Source organism: Streptomyces sp. NBC_00012 (assembly GCF_045040875.1).
Lineage (GTDB): Bacteria > Actinomycetota > Actinomycetes > Streptomycetales > Streptomycetaceae > Streptomyces.
In genome coordinates this window covers 8,479,572-8,502,361 of record NZ_CP108309.1, presented here as the reverse complement: position 1 = coordinate 8,502,361, position 22,790 = coordinate 8,479,572, and the positions used below count along the sequence as shown (strand labels likewise).

Genomic DNA, 22,790 nt, shown 5'->3' with positions numbered 1-22,790 from the left:
GCCCGGTCGCTCAGGCGGCCGCGCCGCTCACCAGCGGTCACCGGCGGGCAGCCCGTCGACGACAGAGCTGAACGCGGACAGTGGCGCGCTGTGGACGCCGGGCACGTGGCCGGCCACGTACTCCTCGGGCTCTCGGACGTCGATGACGAACACGCCGACGGCCAAGCCGGAGGTAAGGCCTCCAGGTCTACTTCACGCATCGAGGTATCCCTCATTCTCTCAGGTACCCCCCGGGGTATCGATGCACTCGACGGTAAGCCGACCCCGCACGAGAAGTCAAATACCCCCATGGGTATTAAGCGCCACAGGTCGCGAACCATCCCACGCCTGGCGTCGCATACCGGTGGGGGTATGCTGACCTGTATCTATGCGTGCTCGCGCCGTGCATCCCACCGTGTTCCGCAGGCCGCGCATCCCACTGGCCCACATCACGCGCGGCGCAGCCGCCATGCCGCCGGCCGGCCCACCTCGTCCCAGGCCGTAAGGACACCCGCCCATGAACACCACCACGCACGCCATGCCCGGCCGCAGCTCCACCCGCCCCGTACAACTGGGTCTCAGGGAGAACTGGCTCCAGTTCTCCCTGCTGGTCGTGGTCAACGTGGCCGTGGGCGGTCTGGTAGGTCTGGAACGCACCACCGTGCCGCTCATCGGCTCCGAGACGTTCGGCCTGACCAGCGACCTGGCGGTCTTCTCGTTCATCATCGCCTTCGGCCTCACCAAGGCCCTCACCAACCTGGCCGCCGGGGCGCTGACCGCGCGCTTCCGCCGCAAGCAGCTCCTCGTGGCCGGCTGGCTGATCGGTGTCCCCGTCCCGTTCGCGCTCGCGTACGCGCCGTCGTGGGGCTGGATCGTCGGCGCGAACATCCTGCTCGGTCTCAATCAGGGCCTGACCTGGTCGATGACGGTCAACATGAAGATCGACCTCGTCGGCCCGTCCCGCCGCGGCTTCGCCACCGGCCTCAACGAGGCGGCCGGCTACACCGCCGTCGGCGTCACCGCCCTGCTCACCGGCTACCTCGCCACCGCCCACGGCCTGCGCCCGGCACCTGAACTCATCGGCGTTCTCTTCGTCGTCGCAGGCCTCGCGCTGGCGCTCGTGGTCCGTGACACCGCCGGTCACGTCGCCCTCGAACTGGCCCAGCACCCCAGCCCCCTGCCCGCGGGTAACACCGGTCTGCGGGCCGTCTTCGCCCGCACCTCGTGGCGCGACCGCTCGCTACGGGGCGTCAGTCAGGCCGGCCTGGTCAACAACCTCAATGACGGCCTGACCTGGGGCGTCTTCCCGCTCCTGTTCACCGATCACGGACTCGGACTGGCTGCCGTCGGCCTCATCAAGGGCCTCTACCCGATCCTGTGGGGCATCGGGCAGATCCCCACCGGGCACCTCGCCGACCGCATCGGCCGCAAACCTCTCATCGTCACCGGCATGCTGGTCCAGTCCGCCGGCTTCGTCCTCGCCCTCGCACTCCTCGACCGCCCCCTCCTGGCCGGCGTGCTCTCCGCCGTCGTCCTCGGACTCGGCACCGCGATGGTCTATCCCGCCCTCATCGCCTCCGTCTCCGACCACGCCCACCCCACCTGGCGTGCCAACGCGCTCGGCACGTATCGCTTCTGGCGCGACATCGGCTACGCCGCCGGTGCCCTCGTCGCCGGGGCCCTCGCCGACACCCTCGGCCTCGACGCCACCGTCATCGCCGCCGCCGCCCTGACCGCCGCCTCCGGACTCCTCGCCGCCCGCTGGATCACCGAACCCGCCAAGGCCGGATGACCGCCGGGTACGCGGCTCCCGGCCCCTGCTGACCAGCGAGGCGTCAGCGGGACTCCGAAGTCCGTCAGTTTCTCCGGGGCGCGGTCCCTGGTCTCGCCGACCATACGTCTACCGGATCAACGCGATGTCGGCCCAATACGAGCCGACCGCCGCGGCGCAGCGCGCATCGATGACATGGTCCAGCAAGACTGGCTCCCTCCAGCACGTACACCGGTCATGACCGAGCGGCCTACTGGATGCTCCAGCGATGCGGGTGACCGGGCACTTCAGGACAGGCGAAGATGTTGAGCTCGCCCCAGCGGCCCACGGTGACCCCGGTCGGTGCAGCATGCCGGTGTGCGGGAAGGTCCTGCTCTTCCAGTGGCTTCCACCTGCCGCTGCCCCCGTCCCATTCCGAACTGTCGATGGTGAGCAGGAGGTGCATCGGTGCCGAGCAGGTCCGGCAGTTCATGGGAGACGGGTCGGTGGTGTGCCAAAAGGCGAAACCACCGACGCGCCAGCCCGGCGGGATGGACAGGTCGGACTGGTAGCCGACCATTGCTGAGACATCCTCGTCCGCCGGCTTCTCGGCCTCTTCCTCCAGCGCTTCTTCCCAGACGTCGATCCGGGTGCACAGGTCCTCCGGGAGACGGCCGGCGAACGGGTAGGTGGCCACTTGCTCCGGGTGCAGCACACACGGTTCGGGCACGTACCCCTCGAAGCCGACGACCTGCGGCTGGGGCGGTGAATCCTGTACCTCGGTGACCTCCCACGACCGGCGCCAGCGCAGGTCGAGCAGCATGCCGTATCGGGTTGGGCCGTGCGCGTCGAAGGGCGTCGGCCGCGCGCGTGGCTGTGGGGCTCGGTGCACACCGGCCAGGGTTCGTTCGCCGGCCACAGCAGCGGACCGCCCACGGAACTTGCCGCCACGTCCGGTCGGCCCGGGGCGTGGATGGAGCCGGGTGGTGGTGCCCCGGTAGGCCGACAGGTCCGGGAACAGCGCCTCGACATCGAGCGGGCGCGGCGGTGTGGTCCGCGACATGCAAGTGACCTTGAACAGCCGTCGACCGCCATGACGCAGCGCCCCCATGGCGACCGCTTCACGTCAGTGTTGTCGGAACCCGTGAATTCGGAACCCGTGAATATCGCGATGTGCACGCGGGCGTCGACCGTCTTCCCGAACGGGTGCACAACTACTGCTCGTTCTTGGGCTCCAGCACAGGTTCTGGGAATCATGCAGGGAGTCCGAGTGATCGATGACGTCATGAAGACCTTCGTCGGGTAGCGACTCAGCGCAGAGTGGAGAGCGACGCGTGCCCTGGTGGTGGGGACCGCAGGTGCGCGCGGTCAGGGTAGACGGCGGGCGGGCGACGCGGTGACCGACACGTCCGGTCACCCGCCCGAACACCTCCCCCACCAAAGAGAGTTCGGCCCAGTGGGGCATCCCGACCACATCAACGCGGCATCCGGCACGCCCCTGTTCGAGGCCGCACTCGCCCGCCCCGGCCTCGGCGCCCGGGTCCGACTGCTCACCGGACAGACCTTCTGGCCGCTCCCCGTGTTCCCCGGGATCGGTCTCGACCCGCTCGTGATGCCCGACGGGCCTGGCGGGTGTGCGGGGCGCGACACGGAACGTCTGCACCCCCTCTCTCGCCCTGCCCAATCGGACCGGGCAGGCTGCCACCTGGGACCCGGAGCTCTCGCGCCGGCCACGCACACCTCCCGGAACAGTACGCATAACCCCTGACCTCACCGTTGGCCGTCCCCGCAGCCCGGTGATCACGATCCATTGCATTATGGCGCGCCTGCAACTATTGTTCTTGCATGTAAGACGCTTACGCATCTATCTTCGTCCTGCCCCGCTCATAACAGCGGACCGTCGTGCGTTCAGTGCCACGGCCCCGCCCAGCAGGGCGGGCATCCACAGAGACACCCGATTCCCCTCCCATGTCTCCCCCGCGTCGGGACGCCCCCGAAGCGGAGACATCGATCGAAAAGGCACTCTCATGTCCCTCAAGAACATCCTTCCCGGCCGGCTCGGCTTCGGTACGGCCCCTCTCGGCAACATGTTCCGCGCGATCCCCGACGAGGAGGCCGCCGCCACCGTCGAGGCCGCCTGGGACCAGGCCATCCGCTACTACGACACCGCCCCCTTCTACGGAGCCGGCCTCTCCGAGGAACGTCTGGGCCAGGTGCTCTCCACCAAGCCCCGCGATTCCTACGTGCTCTCGACCAAGGTCGGCCGGGTCATCCTCGACGAGGTGGAGGATGGGGCCCGTGACCTCGGGGAGAAGGGCGGGCTGTTCGAGCACGGCAACCCGAACAAGATGCTCCACGTGTGGACGGCCGAGGCCACCGAACGCTCCATCGAGGACAGCCTGAAGCGCCTGGGCACGGACCGGCTCGACATCGTCTGGGTCCACGACATCGCCCAGGACTTCCACGGCGATGTGTGGCTGAGCAAGTTCGAGGAGGCCCGCACCGGAGCCTTCCGCGTCCTGTCCCGGCTGCGCGACGAGGGCGTCATCAAGGCCTGGGGCCTGGGCGTCAACAAGACCGAACCCATCGAACTGACCCTCGCCCTCGATGAGCCGCAGCCCGACGGTTTCCTCCTCGCCGGCCGCTACACCCTCCTCGACCACGAGCACGCCCTCCAGCGCCTGCTGCCGATGGCCCAGGAACAGAACGTCGACATGGTCGTCGGCGGCCCCTACAGCTCCGGCGTCCTCGCCGGCGGCACCCACTTCGAGTACCAGCAGGCCCCGCCGCAGATCATCGAGCGCGTCGGAAAGCTCAAGGCCCTCGCCGAGAAGCACAACATCAGCATCAAGGCCGCCGCCCTCCAGTTCTCCCTCGCCCACCCGGTCTCCGCCGCCGCCGTCGCAGGCGCCACCCGGCCCAGCCGCATCGCCGAGGACACCGCCGCCCTGAACGAGACGGTCCCGGCCGCGTTCTGGCACGACCTGCGCACCGCCGGCCTGGTCAGCCAGGCCGCCCCGCTCCCCAACGGCGCCTGACCGCACACCCCGAAACCCCCACCACAGCACCAGGATCCAGGAGAAAGATCATGGCCTCCACCTCCGTCAGCCGCACAGTGCCCGCCTCCCCCGACAAGGTCTGGAACCTCATCGGCGGCTTCGACGCCCTGCCCGACTGGCTCCCCTACATCCCCGAGAGCACGCCGCTCGAAGGCGGGCGGGTCCGCCGCCTGAAGAACCCCGAGGGCGAAGTCATCATCGAGCGCCTCGTGGACTTCAACGAGACCGAGCGCCACTACAGCTACGCCATCCTCCAGACCCCGTTCCCCGTCAACGGCTACGTCTCCACCATCCGCGTCCACACCGTCCCCGGCCGCGACGACATCGCCGAGGTCCAGTGGTCCGGCCGCTTCAACCCCCACAACGCCACCGACGACGAAGTCACCGACCTCTTCACCGGCATCTACCGCGACGGCCTCGACGCACTCCACAACACACTCGCAGGCTGACCCGGGGCCACCCGCCGCAGGGCCACCGCGCAGCCCGGGCGCGCGCCCCGCGTGCCCGGACCCGTGGTGCGGAGTCCCGCGTTGCCGGCCGTCCTCACCGTCGGCGCCGACCTCGCGATCAGTCACCCCGCCATCGGTCATCTGTTGGGACCTCGCGTCGGCAGCCGGTCCGGTCCGGCCATGTGAATCCGGACCACCGCTGGTCAGCCGGTGGTCTCCATGGGTGCGCTGCTGCGTCCGTGGCGCCGACCGCTCAACTCGGCGTCGAGTGTTTCCTGAGCCACCCGCATGGCCCCGGCGTACACGGGGTCCTGCAACCGCTTCCACATCTCACCCTCAGGGATGTCCTCAACGCGGCTGACCGCCCACCAGATGTTGCCGAAAGGGTCCTTGATCCGCCCTCCACGCTGGCCGAAGGCGTCATCCGCCAGAGAAGTGACGACCTGACCGCCGGCTGCGACGGCCTGGGAGAACGCCTCGTCCGCATCGGCGACGAACACGCGCAACAGGCTCGGCATGACGGGCCAGTCCGCGTGTCGATCGAAGGCCAGCACGACGGTGTCGCCGACTCGGATCTCGCCATGGCCGATCAAGCCGTCCTCGGTCGGCACCCGGGCGAGCTCCTCACCGCCGAACGACCGGGTGACGAAGTCGAGGAACGCTCCCGTGTCATCGGTGACGACCCACGGCGCAACGGTGGTGTAGCCCTCTGGCGCGGTGTTGATCTGCTCAGGCATCGCGAACCTCTCGTTGCAGTTGCGTGTCGACAACGAAGGCAGGCGCCATACAGGTCTGACTCTGTCCTACTTGACGGCGGGCTCGGACGTGCCCGGCAACGTGCTTGCGAAATCGTCAGAACAGTCCTCGCCGGGCAGCGCGGCTCCTGGAGGCCATCGGCATCGTGCTGCTGCCACCGGAGCAGGAGCGTGACCGACCACCGGGCGTCCGGAGTCAGGCAGATCCCTGCACCGAGCATCGCCGGGGCGATGACGGCGCCGACCGTCAAGTCGGCACGGCAGGTACTCATGTCCGGTACGTCTGTCATCGGGCGTCGAAGTTGCTCCAGGCGGACTCGATCTGTCGATATTCGGGGTGGAAATGGCTCAGGCGGAGGCTATGCGCAGAACAAGGGCGACCACCGAGAGCAGCGTGAGCACGACGACCGGCGCCACGGCGTAGTCCTTCGCGCGCAGGTGGGCGATCACCGCGCCGACGAAGTAGAGGACCAGCCCCACGGCGGCAGCCATGCCGAGTGGCGGGACGACCAGGCCCGCGAGCAGCCCGAGAACGCCTGCCGTCTTCGCCGTCGCGAGCCAGGGCAGCCAGGAGTCGGGCACGCCCAGCTTGGTCGTGCTGCCCGCGACCTGCGGATTGCGGGTGAAGGTCATGAAGGCGGAGGCGGACAGGCCGAGCGCGAGCAGCGCAGCGACGACAGCGTAGCCGATGAACATCGTGAAACTCCAACGATCACAGGTAAACAACCATTGAAGAGTATCAACGATTTGGTGAGCTCCACAATGGAGCCGCTGTTACGGTGGACGACATGGCAGCTGCGCACCCGAACGATCGCCTCGGCTTCCTCCTCTCCTTCCGCGGGGAGCTCACCGGAGCACGCATCCGTGCCGCCCTGGCCGTCGCCGGGTTGCACCCTCGCAGCGCGATGACCCTGATGCGGCTCGCCCCCGGTGCCACCAGTCAGCGCGACCTGGCCACCACGATGGAAGTCGACCCCAGTCAACTGGTCTCGATCCTCAATGAGCTGGAGTCCTCGGGCCTGTGCGAGCGGCGCCGCGACCCGGCCGACCGGCGACGCCACATCGTGGAGATCACCCCGACCGGCCGGGAGGCCCTGGAGCGCATCGACGAAGCGGTGAGCGCGGCCGAGCGCGAGCTCTTCGGCGACCTCACCGAGGCCGAGCAGACCCTGCTTCGAGGTCTGCTCGACCGTGTCGTGGTGGATCCGGCCGCCCACGAGTGCGGCGAGTAGTCGCCACACCCGCCGGCCCACGCCCCGGTACGCCGCCCACTCCCGCACGGCGCCAGAAGCCCCTGGCCGGCCGCCCTGAGAGGCTCCCGCAACGGGGCTGCCAGGGGGACCTCCGACAGCCTCCATGTGTACGGCCTCGCGGCCGGCTCCAACGCCGGATCCCAGGGCTTCTACGCCCTTGCCTCTCAAGGCCCGTGAGCAGGGCTTCACCCAAATCCTGAGTCCGGGTCGTGGGGACGTGCAGCCAACGCGGTGCGGGCACGGCGGAGTCGGTGCGGCCGCAGGAGATCCGGGGGCCGAGCCGGCACGCGGGCGTGGCCGGGCGGTCATTGCCTTGGGCCTGACCAATGACCAGACGCGATTGGAGCAGGGGGCACGACGGTGTACTGACGGGCCGCCGCACCCCTCGGCCCCTCGGAGCGGCGCCGTTCGCGCGCCGACTGCCCGAAGGCCGACGGCAACGGCCGTCAGGTGCAGGCCGCCTCGGCTACGACGATGATCGCCGCCAGGGCCTCAGGGGCGCCATGCCGTCGTCAACCCCCGCCATCGAGCCGTCCCGGGAGAGGCGGAGCCGCCGCGGCAGGGGGTCGTACAGCTTGTGTGGATGAGTTCCTGATGCTCCGTCGAGTCAGCCGGTCCGGGTGTAGTGCTGCAGATAGAGAAAGATCGACTTCCAGCCCGATCCCACGTTGACGATGTGCAACTGCCCGCCGGATGGCCCGAAGTCCCAGGCGGCGATCCCCTGAACCTCGTCTCCGGACTCCACGTCCTGATGGAACTCGTAGGCAACTTGCCCGGAGCTGGTATCGATCGAGTAGACCGACTTCGCCGAGTCGTCCACCGAGGCATAGAGCTTGCCCTGCCACATCGCGGCACCCTGGATCCTGCTCAGGGGCTGCGACAGCGTCATCGTCTTCACCACGGGAAGCGTCGAGCCGGCCGGGAGGTTCAGCAGGTCGTTCAGGCTGTAGGCGACCAGTTTGTTCGTACCCTGCGCGGCATCCTGGTCCCAGGGCGCGGTGTAGACCAAGCCCGCCGCAGCATCCACCGCGACCCACGGCACCCCGCCCGGCATCTGCGCAAGAGGCAGTTGCACATAGCGACCCGTGTAGCTCAGGTCACTCGCGTTGTACAACGCCAGCAGCGGATGCTGGTAGCCACTGCCACCGTCCTCCATCGGTGCGATCACATAGCCGCCGTAGTACTCCACGTCCCCTATGTGATCGCTGCCGTACGTTCCGCTCAGCGCCCAGGGGATCGGGGCCACCGACGATGCGACCTCCGAGTCGTTGGCGACGGTGGCCTTCACCATTCCGCCGGGCCCGGCATAGTAGAAGTACGTCCCGTCCGTCGCCACGCCCTGCCCGCGCTCCAGCGCGTTGAACCCGGTCCACCGCTGATAGTCGGACGTCCGTGTCCAGCTCGCGGCCATTGCGGGAGACGCCGCACTCCCGATGAGTGTGGCGGCCACGAGTGCCGAGACCGCCGAGATCCTGCCCAGCTTCATCTGATTCCACCCTCCCTTTGTTCTGCAATGCAGAACGCTGTCTTTCAGGGGCCAGTGGATTACAGCAGCGGCGGACGGCCAACGTCAATGAGCCCTGGATGAAGGCCAGTTCACCTTCGAAGCGAGGCGGCGGCGGGCCCACCCCCGTCATATTTCGCAGTCCTGCAGCGGAGGCCGACCGGAAGTGTGTCCGGCCGTGGGCTCAGCTGCACATCGTCCGGTCGGCGTCCCACGGCCGCCGTCACGGAAACCGCAGGACCCGCAGAAGGATCCGATTCGCTGCCCCGACCAACACCACGGTCGAGTGGCCTCGGCCGGGACCGGAATGACGCCTGCCGGATGGGCTGACGATCCGCGGCGTCAACTCCACCGCCCCGTCGCGACGGTCGTACGTCCACAGAACGACGGGGCCGGCACTCATGACCTCAGATGCCCTGCCGGAGAATGACGCCGCCCTGGGCCGCACCAAAATTCATGGGAGGCTGCATCGGCCGTATGAACCTTTCCAGGTCTCGCTCCAACCGCTGAGCCACCCCGCGAACATCGGCAGGGACATCGCCCCTCTCCAGGATGAGACGGTTGTAGATCGGAGTCTCTTGAATCACGGGTGAACTCTACTTTCTCGGACTGGGCTGTAGGCGCGGCGGAGACCGTTCCACGGGCCAAGGCGCTGCCGCCATGGCCCGAAGCCGTGGTTGGAGGTTCGTTGCACCGCAGACGGTCCAGGGGCCTCCGCCGTGGCCTGCGGACCGCACTTCACTTGCGAGCGACGAACCCCCACTGGTCGACGGGCTCAGCATCATTTTCGCTCAGAGTCGGACGCCACAGGGAAATGGATCCGAACCCCGGAGCGACCAGCTCCATCCCGTCCGCGCTCGCAAGGATCTCCTCGGGCCGGCGCACCAGGTAGGGCGGAGTGTCCCCCGAGGCATACGCCTCCTGTGCAGCCAGCGTCTGTGGCGTGGCGATCGTGTCGCAGAGCACCAGATAGCTGCCCGCTGCGGTGCCGGCCATGTAACGGCGCATGAGGTCGATGCCGACTCGGGGAGCGACATGTCCCAGTGTGGACAGCACCACAACAGCCACAGGCTGCGTCATGTCCAGGGTGCCTCCGGCCTCCTGGAGTACATGGTCGGCGTCCAGCATGTCCGCGTGCACATAGTTCGTCATGCCGTCCGGTGCGCTCGTCAGGAGGGCGCGGGCATGGGTCAGCACCAATGGGTCGTTGTCCACGTACACGATGCGCGCCCTCGGCTCGACACTCTGGGCGACCTCATGGGTGCTGTTCTGGACGGGGAGACCGGTCCCGATGTCGAGGAACTGGGTGATCCCTGCTTCGCCTGCCAAATACTGCACGGCGCGGGCCTGGAAAGCCCGTGACGCCAACGCGAGCTCTCGCGTCTGCGGATAGGCTGCGATGACCTGGTCTCCCAATTCCTGGTCGACGGGGTAGTGGTCCTTGCCTCCGATCCAGTAGTTCCAGACTCGGGCCGAGTGGGGTACGCCACTGCGGATCCGGGCTTCGAGTTCAGGACTCGTGTTCACGCGAAACCTCGCCTCTTTCATGCGTGTCGCGGATCCGTGTCGGCGCGGGCAGGCCGGGTCATGCGGTGACGTCGGCTCTCTGTCCAGGGCGCCATGCCTGCCTGCGGCTTGGATCCGCACTTCCGGCGCAGGTTACCTCTACAGAATTTCGGTCCAGCGTCGTGGGTGGGCCCCGGCAGCCGCGCAGGCCGTCGGGGTGTCCGACGGGTCCGGGAGTACGGTCGCGGCAGTACCGGTCGAGCGGCGGTACGTTCCGGGCTCTGACGGCCGCCGCCACCTGATCGGACGAGCGGACAACCCCGGTTCCGCGGGGAGGGCTACCGATGCGGGACGCCGATCTTCCCTGGCGATCGAGTCGTACCGGCTGCCGTGCGAGGCCAGCTCCGGCCGTTGTCGCGTGTGCTGGAGGCGTTCGGCGCGGCTAGTGTCGAGTAGCGCGTTCACCACCCGAAGAGGCGTCGCACGTCCGACAGCGGTCATGGGTGCCGGTCCCAGCACAAAGAGGAGCGTGGTCGGTGTGGCCCGGAATCGTCGGCTCATCCTGAGCTCGCCGTCCAGAGTCTGGGACTTGCTGTCCGACGGCCGTCGCTACGGGGAATGGGTTTCCGGCACGCAACAGATCATCGCTGTGGACCCGCACTGGCCGGAAGCGGGGGCCCGTCTGCGAGTCCGTGTCGGCGTCGGCTCGTTGACCCTCGACGACACCTGCGTGGTGCGCATCTGCGAGCCGCGACAGCGCCTGGAGCTGGAAGCGAAGGCAGATCGCTTCGGGGCGGCCCGCATCGCCATGAACTTGATCCCCTGGGGCGAGAACACACTCTTCGTTCTCGAATGGCACCCCCTGCGAGGTCCTGGCACCCGAATGCACGGGCTCCCCGTGGACTACATCGTCTCGATCCGCAACGGCATGATGCTGACGAAGCTGGCCCGGATCGCGCTGCGTGAGTCGACGCCGTCGGCCATGTCCCCAGGCCCCTGACACCGGATCCCGCGTGCAGGATGACGGCGGCCTCGCCGATCCGCTCATCCAGGAACTCCTGACTCCCCGAATCCACTTCGGGGTTCTGGTCCGAGACGTCCGCACCCCGGACGTACACGCGGCTCAACCCCGAGACACACATCCCTGGTGTCGGGCTGCCGCGAGGCCGAGGATCTCCTGAAGCGGAGCAGAACCGGACAGGCCTCCCGGGGACGAACCCGGGAGGCCCGCAACGGCTCGCCCGTTCAGTCATTCAGTCGTTCAGTTCCGCCGGTCGTCGGCGCGGTCCTCGGCTGTGGCCTTCAGTTCGTGCAGCCATGTTTCGAGACCCCGGCGGAGGATCTCCGTCGCGGTCGGCACATTCGCGTCGACCTGGGGACCGGTGTGAGTTTCCTCGGTACTCACACGGACGCCGCCCTTGACCTCGGTGAAGTTCCATACATGGACGCCGTCGATGCGCAGCCCTTCACCGACCGCGGGGCCGGTCCAGCGTATGCACGAGTGGGGCCTGAGCTGCTCGACGGTCGAGGTGATCTCCAGCTCGGTCGCCGGAGTCGCGGGGTTGGGGGGCACCGGGGTCATCCACCGGAACGCCGAGCCCCTCCGGAAGGGGCCGTGGTCGAGGCGTTCCGCGGTCTTGACAGGGGCCTGCCAGGACGGCCAACGCGCCACGTCCGTCTGCAGTTTCCAGACGGTGCGCAGCGGAGCATGAATCAAGGTCTCGGTCCTGTGGCGAACACGCGCGTCGGGATCGACGCCATCCCCGCCGCAGGTGAGGGAAGCCTCGTGGGCGGCGGCTCCGGCGGGTGCGGCAGCGGTGCCGAGGACGGCGAGGACGAGCGGGACGGTGAACAGAGCGGTACGGATGCCGGGCACGGCGTTCTCCTTGTCAGTTGCCGGGCGGGAGCTGTCTGTCGAGTGCGCCCCGACTGCCGGGCGGACGTCTGTCGTCGGACGGTGCGGGCGAGCGGGACGGCCGCATGGCACACCCCGATCCAGCTAGAAGCTTGCATGTTCGTTAGAGGTTATAACTTGCAATGTGACAAGGGGTCAAGACATTGCGCGATAGGCTCTAACTAAATCTTGAGGATGTAGCTGTGCGAGCAGGGAAGGCGGCGGGCCATGGGGGAGCCGGATCCGAAGACCCCGCGGGAGCGCTACCGCGCCCAGGTCCGTGCGGAGATCAAGGAGCACGCCTGGGAACAGATCGCCGCGGCAGGAGTGCCCGCACTCTCCCTCAACGCGGTCGCCAAGCAGATGGGCGTGAGCGGCCCCGCGCTCTACCGTTACTTCGCCGGCCGCGACGAACTGCTCACCGAACTCATCCGGGACGCGTACCAGAGCCTCGCCGACACCTTTCGCACGGCCTTCGCCGCCGGCGCCGACGTGACCGGGCTGGCTCACGTTCTGCGTGACTGGGCCCTGGAGGATCCCCAGCGCTACTTCCTCATCTACGGCACCCCCGTGCCCGGCTATCACGCCCCCGAGGAGACCACCAGGATCTCCTCCCAGATCATGACCACTCTGCTCGACGCCTGTGCGGCCCTCATGCCGGACGGCCCCGCGACACCGTTCGGCACCCACCTGGAAGAACACCGGGACTGGGCCGACGGACACCCCGTCCCACCCGCCGCCCTTCACCTGGCCCTGACCTTCTGGACCAGGCTCCACGGCGTCATCTCCCTTGAACTCGCCGGTCACTTCACCGGAATGCGCCTCGACCCCGCCCTGCTTTTCGCAGCCGAACTCGACGGCCTGCTCGTACAACGGGCTTGATGTCACCCGCTGCTGCCCCGAAACCGGGCTGCGGCAGCGGCACCAGGTCGCCCGCCGTGCCGATGCGAGCGGGGCGGCGCGCGCCGGTGAGCAGCATCAGACCGCAAGCCGGTCGTTTCCGCGTCGTCGGGAAGCGGGTGGCGCAGCAGTCGGGTCCAGGCGTCAGGGGCCGCGTACGGGGAAGGTCCGCGTGCCGAGCGAAGTCGGTGAGAGACACCCGACATCACGGGCCTGGACATGGCCTTCGGTGAGGACCCCGATTCGGACGCGGCTCGCCTCACGTTGAGTCTGCGCATGACCACGACCCCCGCTACCGGCCGCGGACCAGTCGTCGGCGTCCTCGGCCTGGTCTCCGGCCATCAACCGCGGGGCACCGAACCGCGTCGGCTCGCAGAACTCTTCGCCCTCCTTGCCGCCCACGGAGTCCCCCTCGCCGACCCGGCGTTCGCCGACCGCCTCCTCGCCGCCCACGGGCTCCCCCCGCTCGCTCCCGGTCCGGACCGCCCGTAGGCCTCGTGGGAAAGCTTCCGCTCGACGCACGGTTCGGCTTGAGCCGGCCGCCGTTCCCTCTCGTACGGGCGTTCCGCGATGAGGCGGCCGATACGGTCCTCGGTTGTCTCGGAGGCGGCGGTGGCACACGGACGGAGGCCGGTCCGGTGAGCGGATCGCGGGTGGCGAGGCACCGGTGGGGCGACGTCGATCAAATGCTCTCCCGCCGGAGGATCGGCATTCCCCGGGGGCACCGCCGTGGTCACCCAGTGCTTGGTGCGCGTACTCCGCGAGAGGTGCAGGTGTGATCACATCTCCCCGGACCGTCGCCGGATTCTTCAGGGGCCACTGGGGTTCCCGTCGCCGAGTGCCCAGGCCTCGATGTCACGGTAGTGGATCGGTCCGCGGCTGCGGCCGACGTTGCTCCCGACCAGATGCAGACGTCCGGCATCCCATCGACGACCGGTGAATCCGGCGAGCCGCTCGGCGATTTCACCCACCGAGGACCGGTCCCCTCGACGGGCACGGGCCAGCGTCAGATGAGGTCGTAGGGGCCGTTCCTCGAACGCGACACCGCAGTTCCTGACGGCGGTACGCACATCGGCGGCAAGCGCGTACAGCCCGTCGAGGTCTCCGTCGATCCCGCTCCACAACACCCGGTCGTCGAAGTTCCCGTTGCCGCGCAGTGCCAGCCGGAGTGGTCGGTGGTCCGCCGCGAGGCCGGCGAGAGGAGGGCGCAGCAGAGGAACCGTCTCGACCGGGAGCTCCCCGAGGAACGCCAGGGTGATGTGCCAGTCCTCGATACGGTTCCACCGCATCTGAGGATGCGTGCCATAGGCGGGGCGCAGTTCCCGGGCCAGTTCGTCCTTCGCGTCGTCGGGCGGCGCGAGCGCGATGAACAGGCGAACAGTCGCCGGCTGAGTCTGATCGTTCACACCGGACTTCGTACCGCACCCGGTGGCGACCGCGATGACCGGGGTCGGTACAGCAGGAGGGCTCGCGGTCCCGATGCCGAGGAAGCCCGCACCCCCGGTCGGCCCGAGTCGCACGTCGTCGCTCCGCTGTACACCCCGTCGAGGGCGGCGCACGAGCCGTTCAGTGGACCTGCGTCCCCGGACACCGGGCTCTCGCGGTCACGATGTCTGCGAAGCGGTGGGCGACGGTGCGCCAGGTGTCGGTGGCCACCGGCTCGTCCCGCAGTGCCAGAGCGTGCAGGGTCTCCGGGACCGGAGCCCCGTTTCGCTTCAGCCGGTCGCGGTTCCAGCCGCGGATCCGCTCAGCGGTCGTCTCCGGATGAAACTGGACGCCCCATGCCGCGGAGCCGATTCGGAATCCCTGGTAGGGGCAGTGCTCGCTGCGGACCAGCCAGTGGGCGCCGGCGGGAAGCGCGGTGATGGCGTCGACGTGGTTCTCGATGGCCGGAGGGTGTGCCGGCAGCCCGTGAAACAGCGGGTCCCTGGCCGCCTCGGGGCGCAAGCTGAGCCGGGTGCTGCCGAACTCGGGTGGTCCGTGCTTCCCGCGTACTTCCCCGCCTGCGACGTGAGCGAGCATCTGGCCTCCGAGACAGATCCCGAACATCGGCGTCTCTTCGATGACGGCCTGACGTACAAGGGCCCGGGTCGCGGGCAGCCAGGGCGCGCGGGCATCGTCGTCAGGAAGGTAGGCGCCGCCGAGCACGATGAGCGCGGGGTGCTCCAGCCTGTCGGGAAGCGGAGCTCCCTCGTATGCCCTGAGCACGTGCGCCGTCACACCCCGCTCCGCCAGCCAGGCCGTCCAACGGCCCGGTCCCCCTCCGGAATGGTTCTGTACCACCAGTGCCGTAGCCATCACGCCGACGATACTCATTCCTCTGCCCCTTTTCGTCGTCCACGCCCCCAGTCGGCCGCAGCGAGCGCCCGGAGTCGTTGCCACTCGGCTTCTGCGAAATCACACTGCCCCAGGGCAACACCGACCACACCGGCCATGGGGTGACATACATCCGCTGCCGGCTGCCCCACCGGATGCCGGACCTCGCCGACGATCAGATCGAAGCCTCGCCGGTCGGCGAGGGCACGGAGTACGGACGGAGGACCATGAGCGAGTCTTCCAAGGTCGCCACCATGGCAAAGGGGAACCGGTCGAGATCGAGACAGAGTGGGACGTCATCAGGGTGGACTCCTTGGCGCACCCCCTCCGCCAGCTCGGCAGCGGCGCGCGACTCGGCGGCGCGGCGGAGGAACTCAGCTGCATTCGTCGCAGCCTCGGTGGCCCTCCGAGCGATGTACTGAGCGCACGCCAGATCTTCATCGGCCTGCCCGTCTTCGCCGGTGACCACGAACGTGACACTGTCACACTCGCGTGTTCGCAAGAGCCGAGCCGTCGCCTCCGCCACCACGAAGCCGGCGCACAGCACCAGCGACGCCTCCTTGACCGCAAGGGCGCCGACCGTTCCTGCAGTGGTTTTCTGCACAACGGTCCGTCCGCCAAGGTCAACGGACCGCAGCAGGCCCGGCGAGTTGACGGCGTCGAACCCGGGCGCGGACGGACCGTCCTTGAGCGCCACCCAATCCGGGTGGCGAGCCTTGAGCGCCAGGGCTTCGTCCAGCGACTCAGCAAGAACGATCTTTTCCGCCCCCTGGGCGAAGGCCCATGCAGCCACCGTGAAAGCACGCATGACGTCGACCACGACCGCCACGGAGGGGGCTTCTGCCAGCTCGGTGATGCCAAGGAAACGAGCGTCCATCCGGTCATGATCGCTCACGCCCGATCCGAAGCACCCGGATAGTGGCACGCATCACGTCTACGGTCCGGGAATGCAACACGCCCGGCCACCCGGATCGCGAAATCAGTGCGCATCGGCGCTGCTGACTTCCGTGGCGCAGGAACGCCGGACACGGGCCGCGCAGGGCGCGTGAGGATCGGCCCTTGTCTCGCGGTACGCAACCGGGCCCGAACGACGACGCTCCGAGGCACGTCCGCCCGGCATACGGAATATCCGTCCCCACAGGGGCAGTTGTGCTCGGGTATCAGGGTCAGGCAGGCCAGTACTGCACGCGGAAGTACTCGTCCACATCACGCAGGTCCTCCTCGTGCCCCTGGTACGCCCGTTGTATCCGGGCCTGCTCCCTGCGCAGCGGGAAGGGTGCCGTCTCCGGGGAGACGCAGAAGGCCACCCGCAGCCGGTAGGCGCCGGGCCCGGGCAGGGCGAACACGTCCTCTTCGAAGCCCGCTGCGATCACCTCGATACCGAGGACGCCGCTGGGCATCTCCACCTCGGTCACCTCCACCCGGGACCAGACGCCTTCTTGTGGCGGCTCGCTTGCCCAGCTCTCCAACCTCAGCCGAATGAAAGCCACGTTGGAGACCAGGTCGGGGTAGACCATGCCGACATCCGTGCGCAGCCAGGCTCCGGCCTCGGGATCGTCGAGGTTGTACGTACCGCCCGCGCACTCCATGTCGACAAGGCCGAACGTGCCGTAGTCGACCGTGACCTCCAGCGTGGTGGCATCCAGCATCCCCATGGTGAAGCCCCTCCTCGTAGATGCGATGGGCCGTGTCCTGCAGAGTGCTCATCACTTGGCGTGCCTGGTCCACAGGACCTGCGCCAGTGCCTCACCCGACTCGGTGCCGGATCAGGCCCCGTCAGGCGTGGTGCCGGCTCTGGTTGCTGATCACCGACATCAGTAGCCGGTGGGTTTCGTCGTCGGCGGCCACGACGAGGCCGCGGCCTGCCGGTCCGGTCGGGGCGCCGTCGATTCCGGTGACCACGCAGCCGGCTGCCCGGCACAGAGCGATGCCGGCGGCGAAATGGACGCTTCCGGACAGGTCGCCGCCGTCGGTGACGTATGCGGCGCGCTTACCGGCGGCGACCCAGGCCAACGCCAGTGTCGTGGATACGACTCGGGGCCGGAAACGTTCCACGAACCCGGGCCGGGCCAGCAATTCCACGGCCCTGAATCCGGGCGCGCCGGGGAACGGCGGGTCCAGATTGACATCCACGAGTCGGGTGCCGGGCGTGGGCACCAGTTGCGTGTCGACATCGTCGTGCCGCACCCAGGCGGTCTCCCCGTCGGTGAAGAAGACCTCACCGCTGAACGGGTCGGCCACCGCCGCCGCACCGTTTCGCAGCGCCACGTTGACGGCCACCAGCATGTTGCCTACGGCGTAGTTCAGCGTGCCGCACAAGGGATCGACCAACCACTGGCGCGCGGCCTGGGCGGCGCCCTGGTGTCCGCCCTCCTCGCCGAGCAGAGCGTCATCGGGCCGCGCGGCCCGGATGACACCGACAATCGCCTTCTTTCGGCCTCCACATCGGCGGTGGTAGCGAAGTCCCCGGCGCCCTTGTCGATGCGGGTGAGCCGCTGCCCGTACAGGTCGCGCACGACGTCCGCGCCGGCACGTGCCGCTGCTGTCGCAACCCCGGCATCGTCAAGGCTCGCATACGAGTTGATCACGTCACGCATGATATCGGCGGCAATTCGGATCAGCCAACGTTCGCCCTCCGGACACAATCCCCCGTTCTCTCGACTCAGGGCATGGATCGGTGCGTCAGGCACGGGATGCGGCCCCGCGGTGGGATGGCGTCCCGCGCGGAGCCACGTCTCCCTCGGGGGTTGAACGTCGCGGAGACGAGCCGGGTGACGAGCTCGAAGTCGTTGCCGCCGCCGGTGGTGGGGTTGAAGGAGTAGACGAGGCGGCGACGCAGGTCGCGGGTGGTGAACATGCCGTCGGTGTAGCCGAAGGTGCTGCCGGTCTTGCCCCAGACGGTCACTCCGTCGGGAAGGGTGACGCGCATCAGTCCCGCGCTGTAGTAGGCCCGGCCGTGGCCCGGATTCTCTGAATTGCCGCCGAGGTAGAGGACGTTGGGGACCGTGAACAGGTCGGCCATCCGGGAGGGCGGCAGGAGACGTCCTCGGAGGAGGGCGGTCAGGAAGCGGTCCAGGTCGCCCGTCGTGGAGATCATGCCGCCGGCGCCGGGGTTCTGTTCGGTGATGTCGACCAGCCGGGTTCCGCCGCCCGACTGGGGCACGGAGATATAGCCGTGGGAGTGGGGGCCGGGGATCGTGGTGTCGGTCTCCGGAGCGGTGGTGTGGCGCAGGTCCAGCGGGCGCAGGATCCTGTTGGTGATCTCCTGCTGATAGCGGTGGCCGGTGAGCTTCTCGATCAGCATCCCGGCGACGTAGTAACCGGTGGCCCCGTAGACCTGCCGATCGCCAGGGACCGGGAAGAGCCGGTCGTGCCGGACCGCCTTCGCGACCAGTTCGGCGAACGGGTGATCGTCGAAGCGGTGCTCGACGATCCCCTCCGGGGTGGTCGGCAGATCGTCTGCTGTCAGCTCAGGCAGGCTGCTGGTGAAGTCGAGCAGTGACCGTACGGGAATCGGTGGGTAGTCAGCGGGCAGCACGTCCGGGAGGTACCGCTGAACGGGCTCGTCGAGGTCGACCCGCTTCTCAGCAACCAGCTGCAGCACCACCGTGGCGATGAAGGTCTTGGTGACGCTGCCGAGTCGGAACCGGCCGTTCACCGCAACCGGCGCTCCCGTCACCGTGTCGGCGACCCCATATGTTCCGCTCCACTGCCCGGCCGGCCCGCTGACCTGTGCCAGTGCCCCCGTCACCCTGTCGGGCGCACTGGACATCGCACGCCGAAGGGCATCGGGGTCGAGTCCGGGAAGGGAGCTGTCGGCATGCTTGGCGACGACGGCGGTCGGCGCGGGGGAAGCGGCCGCAGCCAGCCCGGCCGTGCCGGTTACCACTGAGGCCACGGTCACGCAGGACAGCGCTATCAGCGTCATCCGCTTGCGACGCAGCCGTACGGCAGCCGAAGTGCGGTCGGAGAAATCGAGCGTGAAAGTCATGTCCTGAAGCCTGTCGCGCGTCGACTCCACGCACATCGGGGAATACCCCGCACGGGCCCCCGAGTGACCCCGACCAGCCCGTCATGGCCAACCCTGAGCCCGTCAGTATCGGGCTGTGGCCCCGGTGTTCACTTGGTGAGTGGGCGGTCGGCTCGGCGGTCGGAACACTCACTGTCGGCGTATCAGATCCGACATCACGGCGGGCGGCAGGGACGGGTTGGCCGCTGCTGCTTCCGCCACGTTCCGGTCCGCGTCGGTGAGCAGTTCCACGATGACCGGTGGCGGGAGGGCTGGGTGGCCGGCGGCCACAGGTCTCGCCCGTTCGTCCGTCAGGCAGACGAGCAGAGCCGAGGCCGTCGCGCCGCGATGCCGGGCAACCTCTCGGAACGCCTTCCGCGCCGCCGGCTCGTGCCGGACCAGATCCTCCAGCAGCGCCGGGGGCGCGTCCGGGTTGGTCGCCACCTTTGCCAGGACGCGGACGCCATGTCGGTCGATCATGGCGCGCAACCGCGCTTCGGTGAGGCCGGGGTGCGGAGCAATCGCCTTGACCACCTTCGCGTCGGCGTCGTCGGCCATCCGATCTCGTATCTCGGGTGCCAGATCGCGTCGTTGGGCCACGAGCATTCGCGCAGCCGGGTGCGGTGACAAGGCCAGCTCTTCGACCTCGGCGGGCGAGGCAGCGGCGATACGGGGCAGGAGAGTGGCGCCGGTCCTGGCATTCCGGGCCAGGTGGGTGAGCACGTCGAGCGGCACGCGGGGATGGCGCGCAAGCCTGCGGCGCACGTCGGGGTCGCGGTCGTCGGCCAGCACCCGGATCAGAACATCGTCGATCGCGGGATTCTCCGCAAGGTCGGCGCGGACACCGGGAACGGGGTCCACCGCCAGCCATGCGCACGCCTGCCGGGGCAGGTCCGTGCGGCCGGCGAGCGCCCAACGCAACAGCATCGACGGATGGTCCACGAAGCCGGCAGCGACTTCGATGGGGGTGGCAGGGTTACGGAGCGCCGCCCGGTGCATGTCGTGGACGGTGGACTCGTGGGAGCCGTCGCAGGAGGCGCCCGGCAGCAGATCGCAGTCGAGCCGCGGGCACCGCGGATCGTGAACGAAGGGGGTCTCCTCGCTGTCACAGACCAGACAGCGCCGCGCGGCGGGCAACCCCTCCCCGGTCACCAACGCTGCCAGTGCGGCAGGGGGTGTCGCCTCGTTGCCCGCCACCGCACGGCGGACCTCGGCGTGGGGATGCCTCGAGAGCCTCGCGGCCATGTCCGTGGTGGTCCACGACGCGAGCTCGGCGACGACGCGTACGTCGGGGTCGGCCGCGAGCGTATCCACCACGTCGGACGGGAGGCCGGGGCAGGCTGCCAGCTTCTGCCGACGCTCACTCACCGGATCCGCAGCGAGGCGACGCGCCCATTCCGGGTGGCCGGCACCCTGATCGAGGAGAGCGAGGGCGGCATCCGGCCGGACAGAGGGGTCGACGTCGGCAGCGGCCAGCCGGCCCTCGTACGCGAGCCGCACCGCGCTCTCGTCGACGCGCTCGGCCAACGCGACGGCCTGTGCGCGGCTGAGGTCCGCGCGGCAGGCAAGGTGCATGGCGATGTTGTCGTCCGCGACGGATATCAGCCGGTCGACCAGCTCGGACAACAGGGCAGGATTGGCGGCGAGCCCGCACAGGATGTGATGCACAGAGGCATCCTGCCCGACGTGTGGATCCCGCAGTTCACCCAGCCGGGACCAGGCAGGGGCGAACCACACCGTCCCCGAGTGCTCCCGGGGGCGCGACGCGGCCGGTCACCGGCACCGTGGCCCGAGGCCGGCCGCGTACGAGGCGTCGGCCTCACCCCCCTTGCCCCGGACACCGGGACAGTGCCAAAGGCCGGGCCGCTTCCGCCGCCCTTGCCGCGTCGAGATCGAAACCGCCCGGGCCGATCACTCCGTGCATCCGCGGTCGGTCGTTGCCGTTCGTCGTCGGTCATCTGCCGGGCGCCGGGACGGGGCCGCCCGGCCGGAACCGTTCCACCCCGACGACGTGCCGCACCTTGACGGGGCGCACGACCACCGCGACCCGCTGTTCCCCCGGCATGGTCCACTCGAAACGCTCGACCCCCAAATACTTGCGGGCCAGCCGGTCCATTCGGTCGTGCGCCTCCTCGCCCTCGATGAAGCGGGCCACCACACCACTGATCTGCACTCGGTCGAAGGGGTCGGCGGCGTCCGCGTGTGAGAGGTAGACGCGGGGGTCGCGGCGCAGGTTCTCCTCCTTCACCCGGCCGACCGACGTGTTGAACGTCAGCTCCGCTTCCCCCTCCAGATCCACCCACATCGGGCTGACCTGCGGTGCTCCGTCGGAGAACACGGTGCCGACGTACCAGATGTTGGGGGCTTGGAGTCGCGCGCGGACGGCTTCGCCGAAAGTTGCGGTCATCCCGGGAGGCTACCAACCGTGACGGGTAGGCGAGTTCGGGGAGACCGTGGAATCCGCCGGGTGAAGGCGATGCCGAGAACCCGTCCCGTCGCCCCGGCCGCCCACCTGACGGGCCTGTACCTGGGCGGCCTGCGGACGGCTCGGCGTCGGGCCCGTTTGCGCCCGGGGGTCAGCCGAGGATGGTTCGCATCTTGTCGCGGAGGTAGTCCCCAGCACGCACACCGCTGTAGGACCTGCGGCCGATGGGTGCCGGCAGCGAGGTGATGTCGGTGTGGGGGGGGGCACAGGCGTGAAAGTACACCAGTGAGGTGAGTTCTTCCTGCGGGGCCTCGGGGGGCGGCGGCAGAACGCGGTGCCGGCCGGAACGCCAGCGGTCTCCGCTCCAGCGAGCCATGAGGTCACCGATGTTGAGCATGTAGGTGCCGGGCTCGTAGGGCGCGTCCTGCCAGCCGGTCTCGTCGTCGTGGATCTGAAGGCCGCCCTTGCCGGGCTGCCGGTTTCAGGAGGGTGATGAGACCGAAGTCGGTGTGCGGTCCGACGCGGAACTGGCCGGGGGCGGCGGTTCCTGTTTCGTGGGCTGCCGGGTACCAGTTGATGGTGAAGTCCCAGTGCGGGCGCGTGGTGTGGCGGGTGAAGAAGTCGGCCGGCTGGCGCAGCGCGGTCGCCATGACTTCGAGGACCGTATCGGCCAGGGTTCGCATCCGGTCGGTATATGCGGTGACGAGCGGGTGCAGTGCGGGGACTTCGTCGGGCCAGTCGCAGGGCACCTGATGTGCATTGCCGGGCCGTGCGGAGGAATCGACCGCACAGGACCAGACCTCCAGCAGGTCCGGCGGCGTCCGGGTGCCTTCGGACCGGGCGCTGGTCACCCGTTCCCGGCCGATCCAGCCGCGCCGGTTCTGGTCGTAGTGCTCCTTGGCCGCCCGGGGCATGTGGAAGAAGTCGTGTGCCGCGGCGCGTACCTGGCCGGGCAGATCCGGTTCGACGCCGTGACCGGCCACCAGCAGGA

At 68.9% G+C, this 22,790-nt stretch carries 23 protein-coding genes and 1 pseudogene; 7 read left to right on the top strand and 17 right to left on the bottom strand.

Features of this window, described 5'->3' with window-relative positions; genetic code table 11:
* Positions 1–27 precede the first annotated feature (27 nt).
* Entirely contained in the window at positions 28–165 is a 138-nt protein-coding gene (locus OHA19_RS38320; RefSeq protein ID WP_405708175.1) for a rhodanese-like domain-containing protein, read from the bottom strand.
* A 331-nt stretch (positions 166–496) separates the two neighbouring features.
* Between OHA19_RS38320 and OHA19_RS38315 the strand changes: the two genes are divergently transcribed.
* The gene (locus OHA19_RS38315) at positions 497–1,771 is read left to right on the top strand and encodes an MFS transporter (protein WP_405708178.1); all 1,275 of its coding nucleotides are present in this window, start codon (positions 497–499) and stop codon (positions 1,769–1,771) included.
* 229 nt (positions 1,772–2,000) lie between these two features.
* On the opposite strand, the gene OHA19_RS38310 is transcribed toward OHA19_RS38315, so the two are convergent.
* Entirely contained in the window at positions 2,001–2,792 is a 792-nt protein-coding gene (locus OHA19_RS38310) for a hypothetical protein (protein WP_405708181.1), read from the bottom strand.
* Between the two features lie 964 nt (positions 2,793–3,756).
* Here OHA19_RS38310 and OHA19_RS38305 point away from each other — a divergent pair.
* Positions 3,757–4,767, top strand: coding sequence for an aldo/keto reductase (locus tag OHA19_RS38305; protein WP_405708184.1), 1,011 nt, complete (start codon positions 3,757–3,759; stop codon positions 4,765–4,767).
* 50 nt (positions 4,768–4,817) lie between these two features.
* Positions 4,818–5,237, top strand: a complete 420-nt coding sequence (locus tag OHA19_RS38300; protein WP_405708187.1) for an SRPBCC family protein — start codon at positions 4,818–4,820, stop codon at positions 5,235–5,237.
* Between the two features lie 203 nt (positions 5,238–5,440).
* Here the strand turns inward: OHA19_RS38300 and OHA19_RS38295 are convergent, their stop codons facing one another.
* Both OHA19_RS38295 and OHA19_RS38290 read right to left on the bottom strand, forming a co-directional pair.
* Entirely contained in the window at positions 5,441–5,974 is a 534-nt protein-coding gene (locus tag OHA19_RS38295; protein ID WP_405708190.1) for a VOC family protein, read from the bottom strand.
* A gap of 366 nt (positions 5,975–6,340) precedes the next feature.
* Positions 6,341–6,688, bottom strand: coding sequence for a DoxX family protein (locus OHA19_RS38290; protein ID WP_405708193.1), 348 nt, complete (start codon positions 6,686–6,688; stop codon positions 6,341–6,343).
* A 92-nt stretch (positions 6,689–6,780) separates the two neighbouring features.
* On the opposite strand from OHA19_RS38290, the gene OHA19_RS38285 reads away from it, so the two are divergent.
* The gene (locus OHA19_RS38285) at positions 6,781–7,224 is read left to right on the top strand and encodes a MarR family winged helix-turn-helix transcriptional regulator (protein ID WP_405708196.1); all 444 of its coding nucleotides are present in this window, start codon (positions 6,781–6,783) and stop codon (positions 7,222–7,224) included.
* A gap of 628 nt (positions 7,225–7,852) precedes the next feature.
* Here the strand turns inward: OHA19_RS38285 and OHA19_RS38280 are convergent.
* A complete protein-coding gene (locus OHA19_RS38280; protein WP_405708199.1) occupies positions 7,853–8,731 on the bottom strand; it encodes a hypothetical protein in 879 nt (292 codons plus the stop codon).
* A 756-nt stretch (positions 8,732–9,487) separates the two neighbouring features.
* Positions 9,488–10,276: an SAM-dependent methyltransferase gene (locus OHA19_RS38275; RefSeq protein WP_405708202.1), complete on the bottom strand. Its 789-nt coding sequence runs from the start codon at positions 10,274–10,276 to the stop codon at positions 9,488–9,490.
* 517 nt (positions 10,277–10,793) lie between these two features.
* On the opposite strand from OHA19_RS38275, the gene OHA19_RS38270 reads away from it, so the two are divergent.
* Positions 10,794–11,255, top strand: a complete 462-nt coding sequence (locus tag OHA19_RS38270) for an SRPBCC family protein (RefSeq protein ID WP_405753145.1) — start codon at positions 10,794–10,796, stop codon at positions 11,253–11,255.
* 261 nt (positions 11,256–11,516) lie between these two features.
* Here OHA19_RS38270 and OHA19_RS38265 read toward each other — a convergent pair whose 3' ends face one another.
* Positions 11,517–12,131 carry an SRPBCC family protein gene (locus OHA19_RS38265; protein ID WP_405708208.1) on the bottom strand — a complete coding sequence of 205 codons (615 nt, stop codon included), beginning with the start codon at positions 12,129–12,131 and terminating at the stop codon, positions 11,517–11,519.
* Between the two features lie 246 nt (positions 12,132–12,377).
* Between OHA19_RS38265 and OHA19_RS38260 the strand changes: the two genes are divergently transcribed.
* Both OHA19_RS38260 and OHA19_RS38255 read left to right on the top strand, forming a co-directional pair.
* A complete protein-coding gene (locus OHA19_RS38260) occupies positions 12,378–13,031 on the top strand; it encodes a TetR/AcrR family transcriptional regulator (RefSeq protein ID WP_405708211.1) in 654 nt (217 codons plus the stop codon).
* Positions 13,032–13,325: 294 nt separating this feature from the next.
* Positions 13,326–13,541, top strand: coding sequence for a hypothetical protein (locus OHA19_RS38255; protein WP_405708214.1), 216 nt, complete (start codon positions 13,326–13,328; stop codon positions 13,539–13,541).
* Positions 13,542–13,858: 317 nt separating this feature from the next.
* Here the strand turns inward: OHA19_RS38255 and thpR are convergent, their stop codons facing one another.
* The 10 genes and pseudogenes from thpR to OHA19_RS38205 all read right to left on the bottom strand — a co-directional run bounded on the left by thpR (position 13,859) and on the right by OHA19_RS38205 (position 22,782).
* Positions 13,859–14,455 carry an RNA 2',3'-cyclic phosphodiesterase gene (thpR, locus tag OHA19_RS38250; RefSeq protein WP_405708217.1) on the bottom strand — a complete coding sequence of 199 codons (597 nt, stop codon included), beginning with the start codon at positions 14,453–14,455 and terminating at the stop codon, positions 13,859–13,861.
* A 160-nt stretch (positions 14,456–14,615) separates the two neighbouring features.
* The gene (locus OHA19_RS38245) at positions 14,616–15,365 is read right to left on the bottom strand and encodes a type 1 glutamine amidotransferase (RefSeq protein ID WP_405708220.1); all 750 of its coding nucleotides are present in this window, start codon (positions 15,363–15,365) and stop codon (positions 14,616–14,618) included.
* Positions 15,366–15,540: 175 nt separating this feature from the next.
* The gene (locus OHA19_RS38240) at positions 15,541–16,242 is read right to left on the bottom strand and encodes a 2-phosphosulfolactate phosphatase (protein ID WP_405721169.1); all 702 of its coding nucleotides are present in this window, start codon (positions 16,240–16,242) and stop codon (positions 15,541–15,543) included.
* Between the two features lie 289 nt (positions 16,243–16,531).
* Positions 16,532–17,020, bottom strand: coding sequence for a hypothetical protein (locus OHA19_RS38235; protein ID WP_405708223.1), 489 nt, complete (start codon positions 17,018–17,020; stop codon positions 16,532–16,534).
* A gap of 121 nt (positions 17,021–17,141) precedes the next feature.
* Positions 17,142–17,962: pseudogene (locus OHA19_RS38230) on the bottom strand (inositol monophosphatase family protein).
* Between the two features lie 65 nt (positions 17,963–18,027).
* Positions 18,028–19,356 carry a serine hydrolase domain-containing protein gene (locus OHA19_RS38225; protein WP_405708225.1) on the bottom strand — a complete coding sequence of 443 codons (1,329 nt, stop codon included), beginning with the start codon at positions 19,354–19,356 and terminating at the stop codon, positions 18,028–18,030.
* 168 nt (positions 19,357–19,524) lie between these two features.
* Complete coding sequence (locus OHA19_RS38220; RefSeq protein ID WP_405708228.1) at positions 19,525–21,042, bottom strand: hypothetical protein; 1,518 nt, start codon at positions 21,040–21,042, stop codon at positions 19,525–19,527.
* 286 nt (positions 21,043–21,328) lie between these two features.
* The gene (locus OHA19_RS38215; RefSeq protein WP_405708231.1) at positions 21,329–21,781 is read right to left on the bottom strand and encodes a TIGR03618 family F420-dependent PPOX class oxidoreductase; all 453 of its coding nucleotides are present in this window, start codon (positions 21,779–21,781) and stop codon (positions 21,329–21,331) included.
* Between the two features lie 169 nt (positions 21,782–21,950).
* Positions 21,951–22,250 (bottom strand): 2OG-Fe(II) oxygenase family protein, encoded by a 300-nt coding sequence (locus OHA19_RS38210; RefSeq protein ID WP_405753374.1) that lies wholly within the window; start codon positions 22,248–22,250, stop codon positions 21,951–21,953.
* Complete coding sequence (locus OHA19_RS38205) at positions 22,180–22,782, bottom strand: 2-oxoglutarate and iron-dependent oxygenase domain-containing protein (protein ID WP_405708234.1); 603 nt, start codon at positions 22,780–22,782, stop codon at positions 22,180–22,182. The genes OHA19_RS38210 and OHA19_RS38205 overlap by 71 nt, the downstream gene beginning before the upstream one ends.
* Between the last annotated feature and the right edge of the window lie 8 nt (positions 22,783–22,790).